This is a genomic window from Azospirillum aestuarii (genome assembly GCF_016632405.1).
Classification (GTDB): Bacteria; Pseudomonadota; Alphaproteobacteria; order Azospirillales; family Azospirillaceae; genus Azospirillum; species Azospirillum aestuarii.
The window spans coordinates 70119-87760 of record NZ_JAEPIV010000001.1; the positions used below are offsets into that span (position 1 = coordinate 70119).

Sequence of the window (17642 nt, forward strand, 5' to 3'; positions counted from 1 at the left end):
CCTCACGGACCGCATTTGGAGTAGCCGCAGCTCAGGCAGGTGTCGCAGCCCTCCTGCCGGATCAGGCCGGGCTGGCCGCATTTCGGGCATTGCCGGAGATTGGCCGGCTCGGTTCCGCTGACCACGGTCGCGGAAGCGGGTTCGAAATCGGCGGACGGCGGCGCGCTCAGCGCCCCGTCGTCCGGCAGCATGTCGATGGCCTTCAGATGCCGTTCGATCACGTCCCCGATGGCCGCCAGCAGGGAGGGGACGTAGCGGCCCTGCATCCAGGCGCCGCCGCGTGGATCGAAGACCGCCTTCAACTCCTCCACGACGAAGCCGACCTCGCCGCCGCGGCGGAACACCGCGGAGATCATCCGCGTCAGCGCCACGGTCCAGGCGTAATGCTCCATGTTCTTGGAGTTGATGAAGACTTCGAAGGGCCGGCGGCGGCCGTCCTCCACGATGTCGTTGATGGTGATGTACATGGCGTGGTCGCTGTCCGGCCAGCGCACCTTGTAGGTTTCGCCCGGCAGGGTCTCCGGACGATCGGGCGGCTTGGCCATCGGAACGGGAGGCGATGCTGTGCCCTCCTTCTTCACCGACAGGACGGAGCCGGTGACCGCGTTCGGGCGGTAGGTGGTGCAGCCCTTGCAGCCGAGTTCATAGGCTTGCCAATAGACGTCCTTGAAGGCGTCGAAGGGCAGGTCCTCCGGACAATTGATGGTCTTGGAGATGGAGCTGTCCACATGGCGCTGGGCGGCCGCCTGCATCACCACATGCTCCGCCGGGGTCAGGGACTGCGCGTCCACGAAATAATCGGGCAGGGGCTGTTCGGTTCCGAACCGTGCGCGGAACAGGCGGTAGGCGTGGTCGCTCACCTCCTCCGTGCGACGGGTGCCGTCGGGCATCAGGACGGTGCGCTCGTAGCTGTAGGAGAAGACCGGCTCGATCCCCGACGACACGTTGTCGGCGAACAGCGAGATCGTGCCCGTCGGCGCGATGGAGGTCAGAAGCGCATTGCGAATGCCATGCTCGGCGATCAGGCCGCGCACGTCCTCGTCCAGTCCCCGCACCATCGGGGCGTTCCGATAGGCGTCGCGGTCGTAGAGCGGGAAGGCTCCCTTCTCCCCCGCCAGCCGGGCGGATGCGCGGTAGGCCTCGTTGCGGATCGTCTTCAGCCAGGAGTCGGTCAGCGCCACCGCCGCCTCGCCGCCGTAACGGGCGCGGCAGAGGATCAGCGCGTCGGCCAGCCCGGTGACGCCCAGCCCGATGCGGCGCTTGGCGTGGGCCTCCCGCGCCTGCGGTTCCAGCGGGAAGCGCGAGGCGTCCACCACATTGTCCATCATCCGGACCGCGAGCGCCGTCAGCTCCTTCAGCCGGTCGGTGTCGAGCCGGGCCGTCTCCTCGAACGGGTCGAGCACCAGGGCGGCGAGGTTGATCGAGCCGAGCAGGCAGGCGCCGTAGGGGGGCAGCGGCTGCTCGCCGCAGGGGTTGGTGGCGGAGATGGACTCACAATAATTCAGGTTGTTCTGCCCGTTCACCCGGTCGATGAAGATGACGCCCGGCTCCGCATAGGCGTAGGTGGCCTGCATGATGCGGTCCCACAGGCCGCGGGCCCGCACCTCGCGGTGGACCTGCCCGTCGAAGACCAGCGGCCAGGGCCGGTCCTCGCGCACCGCGTTCATGAAGGCGTCGGTGACCAGGACCGACAGGTTGAACATGCGCAGCCGGCCGGGCTCGCGCTTGGCGTCGATGAAATCCTCGATGTCGGGATGGTCGCAGCGCAGGGTCGCCATCATCGCGCCGCGCCGGGCGCCCGCCGACATGATGGTGCGGCACATGCTGTCCCACACGTCCATGAAGGACAGCGGGCCGGAGGCGTCGGCGCCGACGCCCTTCACGAGCGCGCCCTTGGGCCGCAGGGTGGAGAAGTCGTAGCCGATGCCGCCGCCCTGCTGCATGGTCAGCGCGGCTTCGCGAAGGTGGGCGAAGATGGCGCCGAGGTCGTCCTCGATCCGCCCCATGACGAAGCAGTTGAACAGCGTCACCGTCCGCCCGGTGCCGGCCCCGGCCAGGATGCGCCCGGCGGGCAGGAACTCGAAACGGGACAACGCCCGCTCGAAGCGCGGCGCCCAGACCGGCGGGTCGGCTTCCGGCGCGGCGAGCGCCATGGCGACGCGGTGCCAGGTGTCGGCGACGGTCTGGTCGATGGGGTCGCCCGCGGCGGACTTGAAGCGGTATTTCATGTCCCAGATCCGCTGGGATATGGCGGCGATCCCCGTCATGCGTCCTCCCTTCGCGCGGGCGGCCGGTCCGCAGCGCCGGCCCGCCGACAGCGGTGCCCGAAGAGTAGGGGGCGCCCTTGCCGGGGTCAACCCGCCCGTTCCTCATGCGTTCCGGCTGTCAGTTGCTGATCCGCTCCCGCTGGTCCGGCATGGCCTTGAGCGTCGCCAGGATCTGTCCGCTGTCGGCGCCGGACCCGCACAGGCCGAGAGCGGTTTCGCCGAAGTCCACCAGGCTGTGGTGGCGCGGGGCGGGCGCCCGCTCCAGCGGCACCAGCCACGCCGCGTGCCCGAGCAACGTCAAGGCGTCGAAATAGCCGCGCTGGGTGTGGAACGGGATGTTGGTCTCGCGCGGGTCGCCGATGATGAAGACGCGGCGTTTGGGATCGGGCGGGATGCGGTCCAGCGAGTCAGCGGGGTCGAACCAGCCCTGCGGGCGGGCCAGCAGCGTCCGCAGCCCCCGAGCCTCCAGATAGGCGCGGTAGGCCGGCGCGCCGGAGGAGATGACCGCGCAGCGCAGGTCATTGCGGCGGGCCAGGAACTCCGCGGTCAGCGTGCCCCCGGCGCTGTGCCCGCCCAGCGCCCAACTCGTCACGCCGTAGCGGGCTTTCAGGACGTCGAGCAACGCGTTCATCAAGGCCGCCTCGCGCGGCGTGTGGCGCGTCGTCCAGAAGCGGCCGGAACTGCCATAGGCGCCGGGCCGGGCGAGGAACAGGAAGGGAATGCCGAACCGCTCCGACAAGGCCCGTTCCTGGTCGATCATGGCGGCGACGCCCAATCCCTCCTGATGGCCGACGGAGGTCGGTTTGGTCCCCATGATGTCGCCGTGCATCCAGGCCGCGGCGATGGGGTTGGGATCGGGGGCGGGGCGCAGGCCCGCCGCGTAGTAGCGCAGGCATTCCCCACGCCCGTCCACCTCGACCCAGGCGGCGGTTTCCTGCGCCTCCAACGCGGCGCAGGCCTTTCGGGTGATGGTGACGCCCCCGGTCACCGCGGCGTTGGAGAAGCGTTCCGCGCTCGGCTTGGACTGGGCTTGCGCGTCCGTCGCCATCGCCAGGGTGAGCCCCGCGATAATGGCGAAGGCCTCGCCGCGGCGCATCAGGACGCGGTTTCGGCCACGTCGGCGGTGACCGGTTCCGCCGTCTTGGGCCGCAAGGTCGCCGGGCCGCCCGCGGCGACGACCAGCCGGTCGGTGGCCGCCTCCAGCCGCTCCTCCAACTCCTGCATGGCCTTGGCGCGGCCCAGGCCCGGCGGGATGGGGGGCAGGAATTCCACGATGATGGTGCCCGGCCGCTTGATGAAGCTGTTGCGCGCCCAATAGAGGCCGGCGTTCAGCGCCATCGGCACGATGGGGATTTTGAGATGGTCGTAGAGCACGCCCACGCCGATCCGGTAGGGGCGATAGGCGCCGACGGCGACCCGCGTCCCCTGCGGGAAGATCACGATGGGCCGCCCCTCGTCCCGCACCGGGCGGGCGTTCCGGACCATCGAGGCGACGGCGCGGCCCTTGGCGCCGCGGTCCACGGCGATCATCCGGGATTTGGCGGCGTACCAGCCCCAGATGGGAATCCACAGAAGCTCGCGCTTCAGGATGATCGCTGGGTCGTTGACGAGGAAGTGCAGCTTCATCGTCTCCCAGGCCGACTGGTGCTTGGCGGCCAGGAGGAACGACCCGCTTTTGGGGACGTGCTCCCGCCCGCGCACCTCGTAACGGATGCCGGCGAGCGTGCGCTCCAGCCACGAGACGGTGCCGAAATACCACGTGATCACGCGGATCATGCTCCGCCGCGGCAGGAGCAGCGTCCACAGGATGCCGACGCAGATGACCGCCGTCCACACGTAGAAGGCGACGTTGAAGGCGAGGGAGCGCAGGAAGATCATGGCCGAGAACTTGTCAGGATTCGCTCCGCTTCTCAAGCTCGGAGCACGGTCCGGACACGGTGCTGCCCATGATGGCGCCGGTCGGCGCTCCAAGCCCGAGACGCAAGCGCGCGATGCGCCTTTTGGTTAAAATAGCAGCCTGCATCGGCCTGAAATCATCATGGGTTGAAGAAAATTTCGCGAAATGGTAGATGGAAAATCCATAAATACTTCTTCGAGGTTGCTGTCGTGGCTTATATTCTCGGTGAGGCGGGTGACGATCATCTGGTGGGCGGTGACGGTGACGATACGCTGTATGGCGGGGCGGGTGCCGACACCTTGTTTGGCGGCCTTGGGAACGACGTGTTCCGGTTCGCTCCGGAAACGGGCTATCCCTACGCCATCATCAAGGATTTCAGTGACGGCGACCGTATCGATCTGGCGGCGTTGAACCTGCCCTTCATTGGAGAAGCACCGATTGCGGGAATGCCCGCCGGGTACCACGGGATAGGGCACATTCGCTACAGCGTCGTGGCGGGCAACACCCAGATCGTCATCGACAACAATGGCGACGGCATGTTGAGCCGGACCATCACGCTGGAGGGGCGGCATGCCCTTGAGGAGCTTGCCGGTTCCTCGGGCGTTCTGGTTCGCGTGCAGGACCGTGCGGTCGGCGGCACCGGCGGAAACGACTTGCTGGATGGTGGAGGCGGCCATGACACCCTGACGGGCGGTGCCGGGAACGACACTTTGCGCGGGTTTGGAGGCAACGACAGCTTGGACGGTGGTGACGGTGACGACAGTCTCATCGGCGGGGGTGGTGCGGATACGTTGGCCGGCGGAGATGGGAACGACACGCTGGTGAGTGGTGGCGGGCACATCGTCATGACCGGCGGGGCCGGGCATGATGTCTTCCGCATCCTGCCTACGGACCGACATGACCCCGTCCAGATCACCGATTTCAGCAAGGACGACCGTATCGACCTGTCAGCCCTGGGCATGCCCTTTCTCGGGGAGCTGCCGTATCCCGGCGTGCCGGACGGCTATCGGGGTCGGGGATTCATTTATTACCGGACCACTGCCAAATCCACACTGATCGAGATCGATCGGGACGGTGACGGCATGATGGACCGCACCATCATTCTGGACAAGGGGCTGGTCCTGAACCAGCTGCCCGGAGCGCCGGGCGTCCTGGTGTTGCCAGGCTACCAACCGCCTCCGGAGAACCCGCCTGGCAATGGCGGTCCGTCTGGCAACCACCGCTTTGTTTCCGGAGGAGGGGAAAACGACGCCCTTTCCGGCGGCAGCGGCGACGACACGCTGTTGGGAGGCGGCGGAAACGATCTCATCGGGGGCGGCGACGGCGCCGATCTCATCAGCGGCGACGACGGTGACGACACGCTGATTGGGGAGGACGGAACCGACACCGTGATCGGCGGTTGGGGTGCCGATCTCATCTTCGGAATGGCCGGCGATGATTTGCTGACCGGTGACGAGGGCGCGGACACCATTGTCGGCGGTGACGGAGCCGATTCGATCCTGGGTGGCGACGGCGACGATCTGCTGGGCGGCGGCGGCGGCAACGATCTGATCGATGGCGGCGCCGGCAACGACACGGTGATTGGGGACGCCGGGAACGACACGCTGTTCGGTGGGGGCGGTGACGACCTCCTGCGTGGTTTCGCCGGTGACGATTGGTTGGTTGGCGGAGCCGGACGGGACGTCTTCTCGTTTGGCCTCGGCGATGGTCACGACCTCGTGTTCGATTTCAACCCGGAGGAGGACACATTGAGCTTCGGCGACGCCACCGTCACCCAACTGATTGCGGGAGCCAGAGTCTCGGGCGGCAGCACCGTGTTCTCCCTGTCCGACGGCAGCACCCTCACGGTGATCGGGCGCACCGGCATCTCGGACGCGTGGTTCACGTGAAGGGAAGGCCTCACCGGCTGTCGATGACGGACGCCAGCAAGGACCGCGCGTAGGTCACAATGTATTTGTTGTATTCCGTCATCAGCAGATTCGCGGTGCCCGGCCACAGCCACCAGTCGTTCAGATGGACGTTGGGGGAGGCGACGGGGTGGGGCACCACCTCGACCTCCGGGATCACCATGCGGAACTCCAGGAGGCTGCGCATCATGTGGTAGTTGGCGGTGACCAGCCGCATCGAGGTGAAGCCCTGGGCGCGCAGCCAGTCCGCCGTCTCGTAGGCGTTGCCGACCGTGCTGTCCGCCGAATAGCCAAGCGTGATGCAGCATTCCATCTCGCCGGGGAACTGGCGGGAGCGTTTCAGAAGCTCCTGCACCTCCAGCCCTTCGTAGACGCCGGAGACGAACAGCCGGTGCGCCCGCCCGTCGGCCAGCAGCTCCAATCCCGTGCTCAGCCGCCCGCTGCCGCCGGTCAGCACGACGATGGCGTCGGTGTTGCGGGTGGCCTCGGCGCTGCCCGGCAGCGGCGGGGTGCGGGGGATCGACGCGGCGAACCAGAACAGCCCGCCGAGCCACGCCAGCCCGCCCAGCATCGCCAGCAGCAGCAGCCGTCGCAAAGCCCGCAGGACCCGGGCGCGCCGCGTGTGGGTCGCCATCCCTCAGCCTCCGGACGGACGGAGCGGGAGCGCGGTCACGGCATCGACTCCAGCGTGCGCAGCACCGTCCAGCGCGCGGTCAGGGCGGCCAGCAGGCAGGCGGCCAGCGGCACGGCGGCCAGCGCGGCGACGGCCCACCAGGGCGAGGTGGCGAGGTCCGGCAGCAGGCTGGCGTGAAGCCCGGCGGCGGCGTGGCCGATCCCGCCCAGCGTGCCGGCGGCCAGCAGCAGCCCGGTCAGCCCGCCGCGCAGGGTCAGGCCGATGACGTGCGATTCGAACTGTCGCGCCACATAGCGATCGGTGGCCCCCATCAGGTGCAACAACTCCACCACATGGCGGTGGATGGCGAGGCCGGAGCGCACGGCGAAGATCACCGCCATCACGCCGGCTCCGCCGATCAGCGCCACGATGCCCAGCGCCGCCAGATGCATCGCCCCGGCAAAGCGGCGCAGATCGGCCAGCCACACCGCATGGTCGTCCAGCGTCGCGCCGGGGGCGGCGGACGTCAGGCGCGACGACAGCGCCGCCGTGTCCACCGGCCCGTTGGTCATCACGTCGATCAGCCGGGGCATCGGCAGCAGCGGGTCGGCGGCCTCCTTGCCCAGCCAGGGTTCGAGAAGCCGGCCGACGTCGCCGCTGGACAGCACGCTGGCAGTCGCGATGCCGGGGGTGGAGCGCAGGACGGTCAGCGCGGCCTCCGTCCGCTCTTCCAGCGGGTCGGCCTGGGCGCTGTCGGGCAAGGGCATGATCTGCACCGTCAGCCCGCCGGCCAAGCCGCTGTCCCAGCGCCTGGTCATGTCGGAGACGAGCAGGGCCCCGGCCAGCGCCAGCGCCGCCAGATAGACCATCAGCGCGGTCAGCCCCATGAGGAAGCGCGAGGTCGGGTCCTTCGCCAGTGGCAGGTCGGAGTTTCGGCGTGTCAGCGGCGGCAGGGCCATGACGTGTCTCCTTTCCTCCGCTTCAGGCCCAGCGCGAGGCGTGCGCCGGCAGGACGTGCAGACGCCCGTTCTCCAGCATCAGGCGCGGGTGCTCGAAACGGCGGATCAGCGCCTCGTTGTGGGAGGCGATGACCACGGTGGTGCCCAGCTTGTGAAGCTCCTCGAACAGATAGAGGAGGCGCATGCCGATGCCGTCGTCGACGTTGCCGGTCGGCTCGTCGGCCAGCAGCAGGCGCGGGCGGTTGATGACCGCGCGGGCGATGGCGACGCGCTGCTGCTGCCCGCCCGACAGGGTGGAGGGCAGGGAATTGAGATGGTTGCCCAGGCCGACCCAGCGCAGGATCTCCGTGCAGTGCTCCACCACGTCCGATTCGCGGGCACCGCCCATGCGCAGCGGCAGGGCCACGTTGTCGAGCGCCGAAAGATGGTCGAGCAGGGCGAAATCCTGGAACACCACCCCGATCTGGCGGCGCAGCGCCGGCAGGTCGGTGCGCTTGACCCGTGCCATGTCCTTGCCGAACAGGGTGACCAGCCCGCGCGACGGGCGGAGCGCCAGATACATCAGCTTGAGCAGCGACGACTTGCCGGCCCCGCTCGCCCCCGTCATGAAGTGGAACGAGCCGGGCGGCAGGGTGAAGCTGATGTCGCGCAGCACCTCCGGTCCGGTGCCATAGCGCAGTCCCACATTCTCGAAACGGATCACGGTCCCACCAAAGGCGCAACGGAAGGCCCCGGCGGCGTCCCGCCGGGTGCGCGGATGGACAATGCACCGGCAGGGGCCGGCGCGTCCACCGCTGTCCGTCCTGCGGCACCGATCATCCGGTTTGGGACGGCCGCACGTGGCGCCCGTGCGTTCCTTGCTTCACACCTCATGACTACCTATAAGGACAGTCTGCAAATTCGGTGACAACGATCGGCATCTATGATCATCACCTGCCCGGCCTGCGACACACGGTACACTCTTGCCGATTCGGCGGTCGGTCCGCAGGGCCGGAAGGTGCGTTGCGCCCAATGCGGCCACATGTGGTGGCAGTCGCCGCAGGACGACTCCGTCTTCCATCCGGACGAGGTGACCGAGTTCCACCCGGTCCCGCCGCCATCCTCCAAAACGCCATCCTCCAAGAAGAAGGCGCCTGCCAAGTCCGCGGCGGCGGCGGGAGCGCGGCGCCGGGCGCTGGTCGGCTGGGGGGCCTTCGTGGCGGTGCTGGTGGTCATCGGCGCCGCCGGCTATTTCGGCCGTGCCACCGTGGTGCGGCTGTGGCCTCCGGCCGCCCTGTTCTACGAGACGGTCGGCCTGCCTGTGGAACCGCCGGGCAGCGGCCTCCAGCTTCAGAACGTCCGCTCGGAACAGAAGGCCGAGGATGGCAAGACGGCTCTGTTGGTGGAAGGGCAGATTCTCAACGTCTCCGAGACGGCGCGCATGGTGCCGACGCTGCGGGTCACCGCGCTGGGCGCCGACCGTCAGCCGTTGAGGAACTGGACCGTCGAACCGGTGCCGCCGCAGATCCTTCCCGGTGAGATCGCCACCTTCCGCGATGTCCAGGCGGACGCCGCCGGTGTGCAGGAGGTCATGATCACCTTCGACGGGGGACGCTGAGCCCAGTTCTGTTATGGCGCGTAGCCCCGGATGATCAGGGAGACCGCGCCGTCGACGATCCGGGTCAGCTGCTCCTCCGTCGGGCGTTCTGACAGGCACAGCATGAAACGCAGATGCGTGTGCGACTTGACGAGGCCGACGAACTGCTCCGCCGCCAGCAGCGGGTCGGGGATGCGCAGCTGGCCGCGACGGTCGAGGTCGGTCATGAAGGCGCTGATGTGTTCCATGGTGCGGGCCGGGCCGGCTTCGTAGAAGGCGCTCGCCAGCTCGGGGAAGCGGTGCGCCTCGCCGACCACCACGCGGTAGCCGGCCAGCGCCTGCGGCGACAGGATCAGCGTGACGAAATGGCGGGCGATCAGGCGCAGCCCGTCGGCCATGTCGAGCGCGCGTGCCTCGTCGCACACGGCGGCCATCGCCTGCCCCTTGCATTCGCGGGCGACCATGACGCGGAACAGCTCGTCCTTGCTGCCGAAATGGGCATAGAGCGTCGCCTTGGACACGTTGGCCGTCTTGGCGATGGCGTCCATGCTGACGGCGCCATAGCCATGGTCCAGGAACAGCTTTCCGGCGGCCTCCAGGATCTGCGCGGGCTTCGATCCTGCCTCCGGTGTGGGGGCGACCAGCGTGCTCATGCGTTCCTCGTATCCTGAAACCGGGTGTGCTGCAACCGGGTGTCCTGCAACCGACCCTGCGTCCTGTTCTACCACGGTGCCGGCCACGGTGCCGGCGGTGCTTGCGGGACTTCGTGCGCCGAGTCCCCGCTGCCGTAGCGCGTTCCGCATTCAACCACAATCCCAAACGTTAAAACTAGACCGTTCAGTTCACTCTTGACAACAGGTAGGGCCTCGATCATTTTTCCGCAAGACTAAACTGAACGGTTCAGTTCCGGTGGGGCGGCGGCAAGCCGGCCCGTGACGGGCGAAGAACCGAAACGGGTGGGTTGGAAGACGATGGTCAAGGCCGTGCGGAAGATCGTTCTGTCGGGTGTGGCGGTGGCGGCGCTGGCCGGTGGCGGCTACGCCGGCTGGGGCTGGTGGACCGAGGGTCGCTTCTTCGAGTCGACCGACAACGCCTATGTGCACAGCGACATCACGGTGGTGAGCCCCAAGGTGTCCGCCTATGTGCGGGACGTCCGGGTGGCCGAGAACCAGCAGGTCGCCGCCGGCGACGTCCTGGCGGTTCTGGACGATCAGGACTTCCGCGCCAAGGTCGCGGAGGCTGAGGCCAACGTCGCCGCGCAGAGGGCGGCTCTCGGCACCATCGACAGCAAGCTGCAGCTCCAGAAGGCGATCATCGATCAGGCCGCCGCCTCGGTGACCAGCGCCGAGGCGGAGCAGCGCCGCGCCCAGCAGGATTTCGACCGCACCCGCGCGCTGGCCAACGACAGCTGGGCCAGCCGCCAGAAGTTCGAGACGGCGGACGCCGATCTGCGCAAGGCGGTGGCTGAAACCGCCCGCGCCCGTGCGGCGCTGGTGGCGGAACAGGACCAGGTCGGCGTGCTGAACGCCAGCCGCAGCGAGACCGACGCCCGGCTGCGCCAGGTCGAGGCCGCCCTGCAGACCGCGCGCAACGATCTGAACAACACGGTCATCCGCGCCCCGGTGGACGGGGTGGTCGGCAACCGCGGCGTCCAGGTCGGCCAGTACGCGCGTCCGGGCGTGCAGCTTCTCTCGCTGGTGCCGCTGCCCGACGTCTATGTGGTCGCCAACTTCAAGGAGACGCAGCTCGCCCGCATGCGCCCCGGCCAGCCGGTGACGGTGGAGGTGGACGCCTATCCGGACAGGCGCCTGTTGGGTCGGGTCGAGAGCTTCGCCCCGGCGTCGGGCTCGCAGTTCAGCCTGCTGCCGCCGGAGAACGCGACCGGCAACTTCACCAAGATCGTCCAGCGCGTGCCGGTGCGCATCGCCCTGCCGCGCGACAGCGCGCTGTCCGGCCTGCTGCGCCCCGGCCTGTCGGTGGTCGCCGAGGTGGACACCCGCGGCGCCGAGGACCAGCCGCACCACGCGGGCACCGTCATGGGCGCGCTGGTCCCCGGCCGGACGGTCGCGTCGAAGTAACCGCGCCTTAGCGTGAGACGACAACCGCTTTCGTTCCAATCTCTTTCGTCCTGGAGAGGGCGACCATGACCGCCATCACCAGCGACGACACGCCCACCGCCCGCGACGCCAATCCCCCGGCGGATGCGGGCGGCGAGACCGCCGCGTCCCGGCTCCAAACTCCCCCGCCCCCCGCGGGCCGGGGCGCGGCGGCTCCCTCTTCCCCGCCCACGGCGGGACCGCGTCCGGTGACGACGCGCGACTGGCTGGGCTTCCTGTCCATGGTCGTCGGCATGTTCATGGCGATCCTGGACATCCAGATCGTCTCCAGCTCCCTGTCGGAGATCCAGGCGGGCCTCGCGGCCAGCGCCGACGAGATCTCGTGGGTGCAGACCTCTTACCTCATCGCCGAGGTGGTGATGATCCCGCTGTCCGGCATGCTGGCGCGGATTCTGTCCACCCGCGTGCTGTTCACCATCGCCGCCGCCGGCTTCACCCTGACCAGCGTCGCCTGCGCCTTCACCTCCAGCATCGAATCGATGATCGTGTGGCGGGCGTTGCAGGGCTTCATCGGCGGCGCGATGATCCCGACCGTCTTCGCCACCAGCTTCTCCCTGTTCCCGCCGGAAAGGCGGGCGGGCGTGTCGGTGATGATCGGTCTGGTCGCCACCATGGCGCCGACGCTCGGGCCGACGCTGGGCGGCTGGCTGACCCAGAGCTTCTCCTGGCACTGGCTGTTCCTGGCCAACGTGCTGCCGGGCATCGCCGTGACCTCGCTGGTGTGGACGCTGGTCGACGTGGACAAGCCCAACCCGGCGCTGCGCAAGGGCTTCGACTTCATCGGTCTGGGCCTGATGGCCGCTTTCCTCGGCAGCCTGGAGTTCGTGGTGGAGGAAGGTCCGCGCCAGGACTGGTTCCAGGACGAGTATGTGGCGATCTTCGCGGTGGTCGCCGCGGTGTCCGCCGTCGGCTTCTTCTGGCGGGTGCTGACCTACCGCAACCCGATCGTCGAACTGCGCGCCTTCCTGGACCGCAACTTCGCCATCGGCTCGCTCTACAGCTTCATCATCGGCATCGGGCTTTACGGGGCGGTCTATCTGCAGCCGCTGTTCCTGGCGCGGGTGCGCGGGCTGAACAGCCTGCAGATCGGCACGATCATGTTCGTGACCGGCGCCTTCCAGTTCCTGTCCGCGCCGATCGCCGGGGTGCTGTCGAAGAAGCTCGACCTGCGGGTGATGCTGGCGCTGGGGCTGTGCCTGTTCGGCACCGGCGTCTGGCTGAACGCCCACCTGACCAACCAGTCCGGCTTCTGGGAGCTGTTCCTTCCGCAGGCGGTGCGCGGCCTGTCGCTGATGCTGTGCTTCATCCCGGTGAACACCATCGCGCTGGGCACCCTGCCGCCGGAGCAGCTCAAGAACGCGTCGGGCCTCTACAACCTGATGCGCAACCTGGGCGGCGCCATCGGTCTGGCGGCGATCAACACCGTGCTGCTGGAGCGGGCGGCCCTGCACATGAACCGGTTGGGCGACAATCTGAACCTCGCCCGCCCGCTGGTGCAGGAGACGCTGGACGGGCTGGCCACCAAGTTCGACGGGCTGGTCGCCGATCCGCAGGCCGCCGCCATGAAGACGCTGGCCCGCATGGTGGAGCGGGAGGCGATGGTGCTGACCTTCAACGACTGCCTGCTGCTGATGGCCGGCGTGTTCTTCGCCGGGCTCCTGCTGATGCCGCTGGTGCGGCGTCCGGGCGGCAAGCCGGCGGCGGCGGATCACTGAGGACGGCTGCCTTTCCTGTGCGCCGGTGAAGCATCCCGGTGACCGGCGCTTGTCTTCGTGCTATAGGGCAGGCCGTCGCGTCGAAGGGTTTCTCCACCGTCATGAGCAAGCGCCAATACACCCGCGCCGAGGTCAAGGAACTGCTGTCCGCGCTGGAGCGCCAGTGCCGGGAGGCGTCGAAGCTCGCCCAGCTGGCCGAGCACGAGGCGAGCAAGCACAGCTTCGGCGCCTACCGCGAGTTCCGCGACAAGGTGGGCGAGTTCCAGGCGCTCGTCATCCTGATCGAGCAGCGGCTTCGCAACCTCGTTGATACCCGGTCCGACGATCTGCGCGATCAGTTCGAGCGCTTGGACACGGTGATGCTGGCCCTCCTGGTGCGGGCCAGCATGCGCTTCTTCTTCGTGCTGTCGGCCAACCCGATCCTGCCGATGGGCGCCCGCGAGATATTCGTGGCGGAACTGCGCAGCCTGCACGACGCCCACGAGAAGCTGCAGCGCCCCAACTACGCCGGCAAGCTGGGCACGGACCTGGAGCGCGATCTGGAAACAGCCTCCCTGATCCTGGAGGAGATCATCGACAAGGCGCCGAGCCTGCTCAACTTCCGCGGGGGGTGACCGCAGGCGGTCAGCGCTGGATCAGCGCGCTTTCCTTGCCGGACAGCACGAACACCTTGGCGTAGCTCTTGAGAAGCGCGTCGATCAGGGCGTTGACCTTCGGGCTGGACATGGCCCGCGGCTTGGCCGGATCGACGTGGAGGACGCAGCTGTCCTTCACGTCGTTGAAGGCGGCCAGGGCGTGGATGCGGTCGGGCCTGAACTCATCGGGGAAATTCTCGTCCATCAGCCAGAAGCACTGGAAGTTCCGGCAGGATTGCGGGCGCTCCTCATAGACGGTGCAGCCCTTGCCCTGGTCGCAGGACACGCACCATTTGGCCGAAGGCTTCTTCAGTTCGGGCACGCCCATCAGCTTGCAGCACAGCGTGCATTCTCCGCAGTTGCGGTCGGCCATAACGCGAGATCCTGATCTGTCCCAATGAAAGAGCGCGGACACTCGCACAAAGAACGGTGCCGGGGAAAGTGTCCGTTGGATGGGGCCGGGATGGGGGATGCGGAGGCTACGCCAGGCTGGGAACGGCCAGCGGTTTCTCCGCCTCGCGGGCCAGCAGCGCCTCGATGGCGTCGGCGGGGGCCGGTCGGGCGTAGAGGTAGCCCTGCGCGTACTTGCACATGATGTCGCGCAGGAACTCTGACTCCATCTCGGTTTCCACGCCTTCGGCGACCGCCTCCATGCCCAGGATGGCGGCCAGCGTGGCGATCACCTGCACGATGGCGGCGTTGCCCTCGCCCGACGAGATGGCCTGGACGAAGCTGCGGTCGATCTTCAGCGTGTCCGCCGGAAACTTGTGCAGGTAGGACAGCGACGAATAGCCGGTGCCGAAATCGTCGATGGACAGGCGCACGTCCATGTCGCGGATGCCCTGCATCAGCACCCGGCATTTGGCGGGGTCCTTCATCAGCAGGCTTTCCGTGATCTCCAGCTTCAGGCTGGACGGCGGGACCCGGCTTTCCTGCAGCACCTCGCTCACCAGCCCGATCAGGTCGTCGTCGCTGAACTGGCGGGAGGAGACGTTCACGCTCATGAACAGCGGGGTGGAGCGCGGGAAACGGGTCTGCCATTGGCCGAGCTGGCGCGCCGCCTCGCGCAGCGCCCAGCGGCCCATCGGGACGATCAGGCCCGACTCCTCGGCCAGCGGGATGAACTCACCCGGCGGGACCAGCCCGCGCTGCGGGTGTTGCCAGCGCATCAGCGCCTCGAAGCCGGCGATGTGGCCCGAGGACAGGGCGACGATCGGCTGGTAATAGAGGACCAGCTGGTTCTGCTCCAACGCCGTGCGCAGGTCGGTTTCCGTGCGCATCTGGGCCATCGCCTGACGGCGCAGGTTGCTGTCGAAGACATCGATGCGCGCCCGCCCGCCCGACTTGGCCCGGTACATGGCGAGGCTGGCGTCGCGCAGCATCTCCTCCGCCCGGTCGTAGCCGGAGACGCTGAGCGCGATGCCGATGGAGGCGGACAGGACGAATTCGTGCCCGTCCAGCGCCAGCGGCCGCGCGACGGCCTCGCCCATGCGTTCCGCCGCGGACAGGGCGTCGCCCACGTCGTCGATGCCGTCCAGCAGCACGGCGAACTCGTCCGCCGACAGGCGGGCCAGCGTGTCGCCCATGCGGCGGGTTTCGTCCAGCCGCTCGGCGATGGTCTTCAGCAGCCGGTCGCCAACGCCGGACCCCAGCGCGTCGTTGATCGACTTGAAGCGGTCGAGATCGATGAAAATGACGGCGAAAGCCTTGCCGCCGGCCCGCCGGTTGCGGTCCAGCGCCTGGCCGATGCGGTCCAGCAGCAGGGTGCGGTTGGGCAGGCCGGTCATGCCGTCGTGGAAGGCGTCGAACAGAAGCTGCTGCTCCGCCCGCTTCTGGGCGGTGATGTCGGTCATCGAGCCGGCGATCCGCACCGACCGGCCCGACCCGTCGCGCACGGCAAGGCCGCGGACCAGCATCCACAACTCGTCCTCGTCGGCGGCGCGGATGCGGAATACATGCTGGAGATGCTCCCGCTCGCCCGTCAGATGCAGGTCGAAGGCTGTGCGCAGCCCGGCCAGATCGTCGGGATGCACGCGGTCGAACCATTCGCCGATGCGGTTGGACAGGCTGTCCACGGCAAAGCCGAGCATCGCCGCCCAGCGCGGGGAGTAGTAGACCTCGTCCGTGTCCAGCCGCCAGTCCCACAGCCCATCGTTGGCTCCGGCAGCGGCCAGCGCGTAGCGCTCCTCGCTCTGCAGCAGGCGTTGCTCGGCGGTTTTGCGGTCGGTGACGTCGGCCTGGCTGCCGACCAGCCGCACCGGGCGGCCTTGGGTGTCCAGCACCGCGATGCCGCGGCAGGCCATCCAGCGGATGCCGCCATCGGCATGGTGCACGCGGTATTCGATTTGGAACACGGTGTTGTCGCCGCCCAGGACGTCGAGCGCCTCGCGCAACGAGCGGCGGTCGTCGGGATGGACGCGCTCCATCCATTCGTCCGGGCTGGTGCCGATGCTGCCCTCCGCCAGCCCGAGGAGCGACAGCCAGCGCGGCGAATAATAGGCGGTTCCGGCGTCGAGGTCCCAATCCCACAACCCATCGTTGCTGGCCGCGGCGGCGAGAGCGTAGCGTTCCTCGCTCCTGCGCAGCTGGCGTTCGGCGTGCTTGCGATCGGTGATGTCGGCGACCGACCCGACGAGACGGACCGGATCGCCCGACTCGTCGGGCACCGCCATGCCACGGCAGACCAGCCAGCGCCAGTTGGAGTCAACCCGGTTGGAGTCGATAGTGTCCGGAGACACCCCGGCTCCGACGCGGCGGACGCGGTGTTCGATCTGGAAAGGAAGCGAGACGCCGACCATCTGGCCTTCGAAGGAGGCGTAGAGCCAGTCGATGTCGTCGGGGTGGACATGGTCGAGCCAATCTTCCGGGCGATTGATCTCGCCCGGCGGCAGGCCGAGAAACTCCTTGAAGCGGGGAGACAGGAACATCGTATCGTTGCGAAGGTCCCAGTCCCAGACGCCCTCGGAGCCAGCCTTCTCGGCCAGCAGATATCGCTCGATCGTGCTGCTCAAAGCCCCCTCACCGCCGCGGCACGCCCGCATTCCGTGACTCGCAACATAGTGCCCGAATGGTGAATGAGAAATGAAGCCCCGTCGCAAAGGATTTACGCCATGCTGGCGAAAAAATTGACCGAACCCGCCTTGCGGGCGCCCTGCGGCATGCCAGGGCGCCGTGGGCGAACAGGTCGTGGCCCGTCAACGTAAGGAAGCAGGCCCATGGAGTGGTCCGATCAGGGGGTTGTGCTGTCGGCCCGTCCGCATGGCGAGACCTCGGCGGTGGTCACCCTGCTGACGCGGGACCATGGGCGGCACGCCGGCATGGTGATGGGCGGGCGGTCCAGCCGCACGCGCGCTGCGTTGGAGCCCGGCACGCTGGTGTCGGCGCGCTGGCGCGGGCGTTTGCCGGAGCATCTGGGCACGCTGACGCTGGAGGTGGTGCAGGGCTACGCCGCGGCCTTCCTGGATGACCCGTTGCGACTCGCGACCTTGACCGCGGCCTGCGCGCTGACCGAGGCCGCCCTGCCGGAACATCAGCCGCACCCGGCGCTGTTCGACGGCCTTCTGGCGCTCTTCGGCCTGCTGGGCGGTGACGCCTGGGCCGAATCCTACGTGCGGTGGGAGGTCGGGTTGCTGGCGGATCTCGGATTCGGGCTGGATCTCGACCGTTGCGCGGTCACCGGGGCGAACGACTATCTTGCTTATGTCAGCCCGCGCACCGGTCGCGCGGTGTCGGCGTCGGCCGGGGAACCCTACCGCGACCGGCTGCTGCCGCTGCCCGGATTCCTGATCGGGCTGGGCGGCGGCGGGCCGCAGGCGGTGGAGGACGGGCTGCGCCTGACCGGCCATTTCCTGGAACGTCATCTGCTCAACGGCCCGTTGCCGCCCGCAAGGCAACGATTAAGAGAACGTTACGAGAACACTGTGGCGCGTGGCCGCTAGATTTGGTATCCACTCGCC

Annotated in this window: 15 protein-coding genes; 6 read left to right on the forward strand and 9 right to left on the reverse strand. The window is 68.3% G+C overall.

Annotated elements, in window-relative coordinates:
- Nucleotides 1-2 precede the first annotated feature (2 nt).
- The 3 genes from JJL56_RS00365 to JJL56_RS00375 form a co-directional block, all read right to left on the reverse strand.
- Complete coding sequence (locus JJL56_RS00365; RefSeq protein ID WP_200483790.1) at nucleotides 3-2267, reverse strand: adenosylcobalamin-dependent ribonucleoside-diphosphate reductase; 2265 nt, start codon at nucleotides 2265-2267, stop codon at nucleotides 3-5.
- 118 nt (nucleotides 2268-2385) lie between these two features.
- Entirely contained in the window at nucleotides 2386-3363 is a 978-nt protein-coding gene (locus tag JJL56_RS00370; RefSeq protein ID WP_200483791.1) for an alpha/beta hydrolase family protein, read from the reverse strand.
- Entirely contained in the window at nucleotides 3363-4145 is a 783-nt protein-coding gene (locus JJL56_RS00375) for a lysophospholipid acyltransferase family protein (RefSeq protein ID WP_145627246.1), read from the reverse strand. Before JJL56_RS00375 ends, JJL56_RS00370 begins: the two co-directional genes overlap by 1 nt.
- 165 nt (nucleotides 4146-4310) lie before the next feature.
- Between JJL56_RS00375 and JJL56_RS00380 the strand changes: the two genes are divergently transcribed.
- Complete coding sequence (locus JJL56_RS00380) at nucleotides 4311-6053, forward strand: calcium-binding protein (RefSeq protein WP_200483792.1); 1743 nt, start codon at nucleotides 4311-4313, stop codon at nucleotides 6051-6053.
- Between the two features lie 10 nt (nucleotides 6054-6063).
- Here the strand turns inward: JJL56_RS00380 and JJL56_RS00385 are convergent, their stop codons facing one another.
- Genes JJL56_RS00385 through ftsE form a run of 3 tightly spaced genes read right to left on the reverse strand, consistent with a single transcriptional unit; the run spans nucleotide 6064 to nucleotide 8346 of the window.
- Nucleotides 6064-6705, reverse strand: a complete 642-nt coding sequence (locus tag JJL56_RS00385) for a YdcF family protein (RefSeq protein ID WP_145627243.1) — start codon at nucleotides 6703-6705, stop codon at nucleotides 6064-6066.
- Between the two features lie 35 nt (nucleotides 6706-6740).
- Nucleotides 6741-7643 (reverse strand): cell division protein FtsX, encoded by a 903-nt coding sequence (locus JJL56_RS00390; RefSeq protein WP_200483793.1) that lies wholly within the window; start codon nucleotides 7641-7643, stop codon nucleotides 6741-6743.
- Nucleotides 7644-7665: 22 nt separating this feature from the next.
- Nucleotides 7666-8346 (reverse strand): cell division ATP-binding protein FtsE, encoded by a 681-nt coding sequence (ftsE, locus tag JJL56_RS00395; RefSeq protein WP_014198283.1) that lies wholly within the window; start codon nucleotides 8344-8346, stop codon nucleotides 7666-7668.
- A gap of 219 nt (nucleotides 8347-8565) precedes the next feature.
- Here ftsE and JJL56_RS00400 point away from each other — a divergent pair, with 219 nt between their 5' ends.
- Entirely contained in the window at nucleotides 8566-9240 is a 675-nt protein-coding gene (locus JJL56_RS00400; RefSeq protein WP_145627240.1) for a zinc-ribbon domain-containing protein, read from the forward strand.
- A gap of 11 nt (nucleotides 9241-9251) precedes the next feature.
- Here the strand turns inward: JJL56_RS00400 and JJL56_RS00405 are convergent, their stop codons facing one another.
- Complete coding sequence (locus JJL56_RS00405) at nucleotides 9252-9872, reverse strand: TetR/AcrR family transcriptional regulator (RefSeq protein ID WP_145627239.1); 621 nt, start codon at nucleotides 9870-9872, stop codon at nucleotides 9252-9254.
- Nucleotides 9873-10190: 318 nt separating this feature from the next.
- Between JJL56_RS00405 and JJL56_RS00410 the strand changes: the two genes are divergently transcribed.
- From JJL56_RS00410 to JJL56_RS00420, 3 genes are all read left to right on the forward strand, one after another.
- Nucleotides 10191-11297, forward strand: coding sequence for an HlyD family secretion protein (locus JJL56_RS00410; RefSeq protein ID WP_200484308.1), 1107 nt, complete (start codon nucleotides 10191-10193; stop codon nucleotides 11295-11297).
- 65 nt (nucleotides 11298-11362) lie between these two features.
- On the forward strand, nucleotides 11363-13051 hold the full coding sequence (locus tag JJL56_RS00415; RefSeq protein WP_200483794.1) for a DHA2 family efflux MFS transporter permease subunit: 1689 nt from the start codon (nucleotides 11363-11365) through the stop codon (nucleotides 13049-13051).
- Nucleotides 13052-13152: 101 nt separating this feature from the next.
- The gene (locus tag JJL56_RS00420) at nucleotides 13153-13665 is read left to right on the forward strand and encodes a hypothetical protein (RefSeq protein ID WP_145627235.1); all 513 of its coding nucleotides are present in this window, start codon (nucleotides 13153-13155) and stop codon (nucleotides 13663-13665) included.
- 10 nt (nucleotides 13666-13675) lie between these two features.
- Here JJL56_RS00420 and JJL56_RS00425 read toward each other — a convergent pair whose 3' ends face one another.
- Nucleotides 13676-14059, reverse strand: a complete 384-nt coding sequence (locus JJL56_RS00425; RefSeq protein WP_014198290.1) for a hypothetical protein — start codon at nucleotides 14057-14059, stop codon at nucleotides 13676-13678.
- Between the two features lie 106 nt (nucleotides 14060-14165).
- On the reverse strand, nucleotides 14166-16697 hold the full coding sequence (locus JJL56_RS00430; protein ID WP_200483795.1) for a sensor domain-containing protein: 2532 nt from the start codon (nucleotides 16695-16697) through the stop codon (nucleotides 14166-14168).
- A 204-nt stretch (nucleotides 16698-16901) separates the two neighbouring features.
- Here JJL56_RS00430 and recO point away from each other — a divergent pair, with 204 nt between their 5' ends.
- Nucleotides 16902-17624, forward strand: coding sequence for a DNA repair protein RecO (recO, locus tag JJL56_RS00435; RefSeq protein ID WP_200483796.1), 723 nt, complete (start codon nucleotides 16902-16904; stop codon nucleotides 17622-17624).
- The last annotated feature ends 18 nt before the right edge of the window (nucleotides 17625-17642 follow it).

Excerpts from the sequence above, each read along its gene's own strand:
- JJL56_RS00365 (WP_200483790.1), bottom strand. The coding sequence starts at position 2,267 with ATGACGGGGATCGCCGCCATATCCCAGCGGATCTGGGACATGAAATAC.
- JJL56_RS00370 (WP_200483791.1), bottom strand. The coding sequence starts at position 3,363 with ATGCGCCGCGGCGAGGCCTTCGCCATTATCGCGGGGCTCACCCTGGCG.
- JJL56_RS00375 (WP_145627246.1), bottom strand. The coding sequence starts at position 4,145 with ATGATCTTCCTGCGCTCCCTCGCCTTCAACGTCGCCTTCTACGTGTGG.
- JJL56_RS00385 (WP_145627243.1), bottom strand. The coding sequence starts at position 6,705 with ATGGCGACCCACACGCGGCGCGCCCGGGTCCTGCGGGCTTTGCGACGG.
- JJL56_RS00390 (WP_200483793.1), bottom strand. The coding sequence starts at position 7,643 with ATGGCCCTGCCGCCGCTGACACGCCGAAACTCCGACCTGCCACTGGCG.
- JJL56_RS00400 (WP_145627240.1), top strand. The coding sequence starts at position 8,566 with ATGATCATCACCTGCCCGGCCTGCGACACACGGTACACTCTTGCCGAT.
- JJL56_RS00405 (WP_145627239.1), bottom strand. The coding sequence starts at position 9,872 with ATGAGCACGCTGGTCGCCCCCACACCGGAGGCAGGATCGAAGCCCGCG.
- JJL56_RS00410 (WP_200484308.1), top strand. The coding sequence starts at position 10,191 with ATGGTCAAGGCCGTGCGGAAGATCGTTCTGTCGGGTGTGGCGGTGGCG.
- JJL56_RS00415 (WP_200483794.1), top strand. The coding sequence starts at position 11,363 with ATGACCGCCATCACCAGCGACGACACGCCCACCGCCCGCGACGCCAAT.
- JJL56_RS00420 (WP_145627235.1), top strand. The coding sequence starts at position 13,153 with ATGAGCAAGCGCCAATACACCCGCGCCGAGGTCAAGGAACTGCTGTCC.
- JJL56_RS00425 (WP_014198290.1), bottom strand. The coding sequence starts at position 14,059 with ATGGCCGACCGCAACTGCGGAGAATGCACGCTGTGCTGCAAGCTGATG.
- recO (WP_200483796.1), top strand. The coding sequence starts at position 16,902 with ATGGAGTGGTCCGATCAGGGGGTTGTGCTGTCGGCCCGTCCGCATGGC.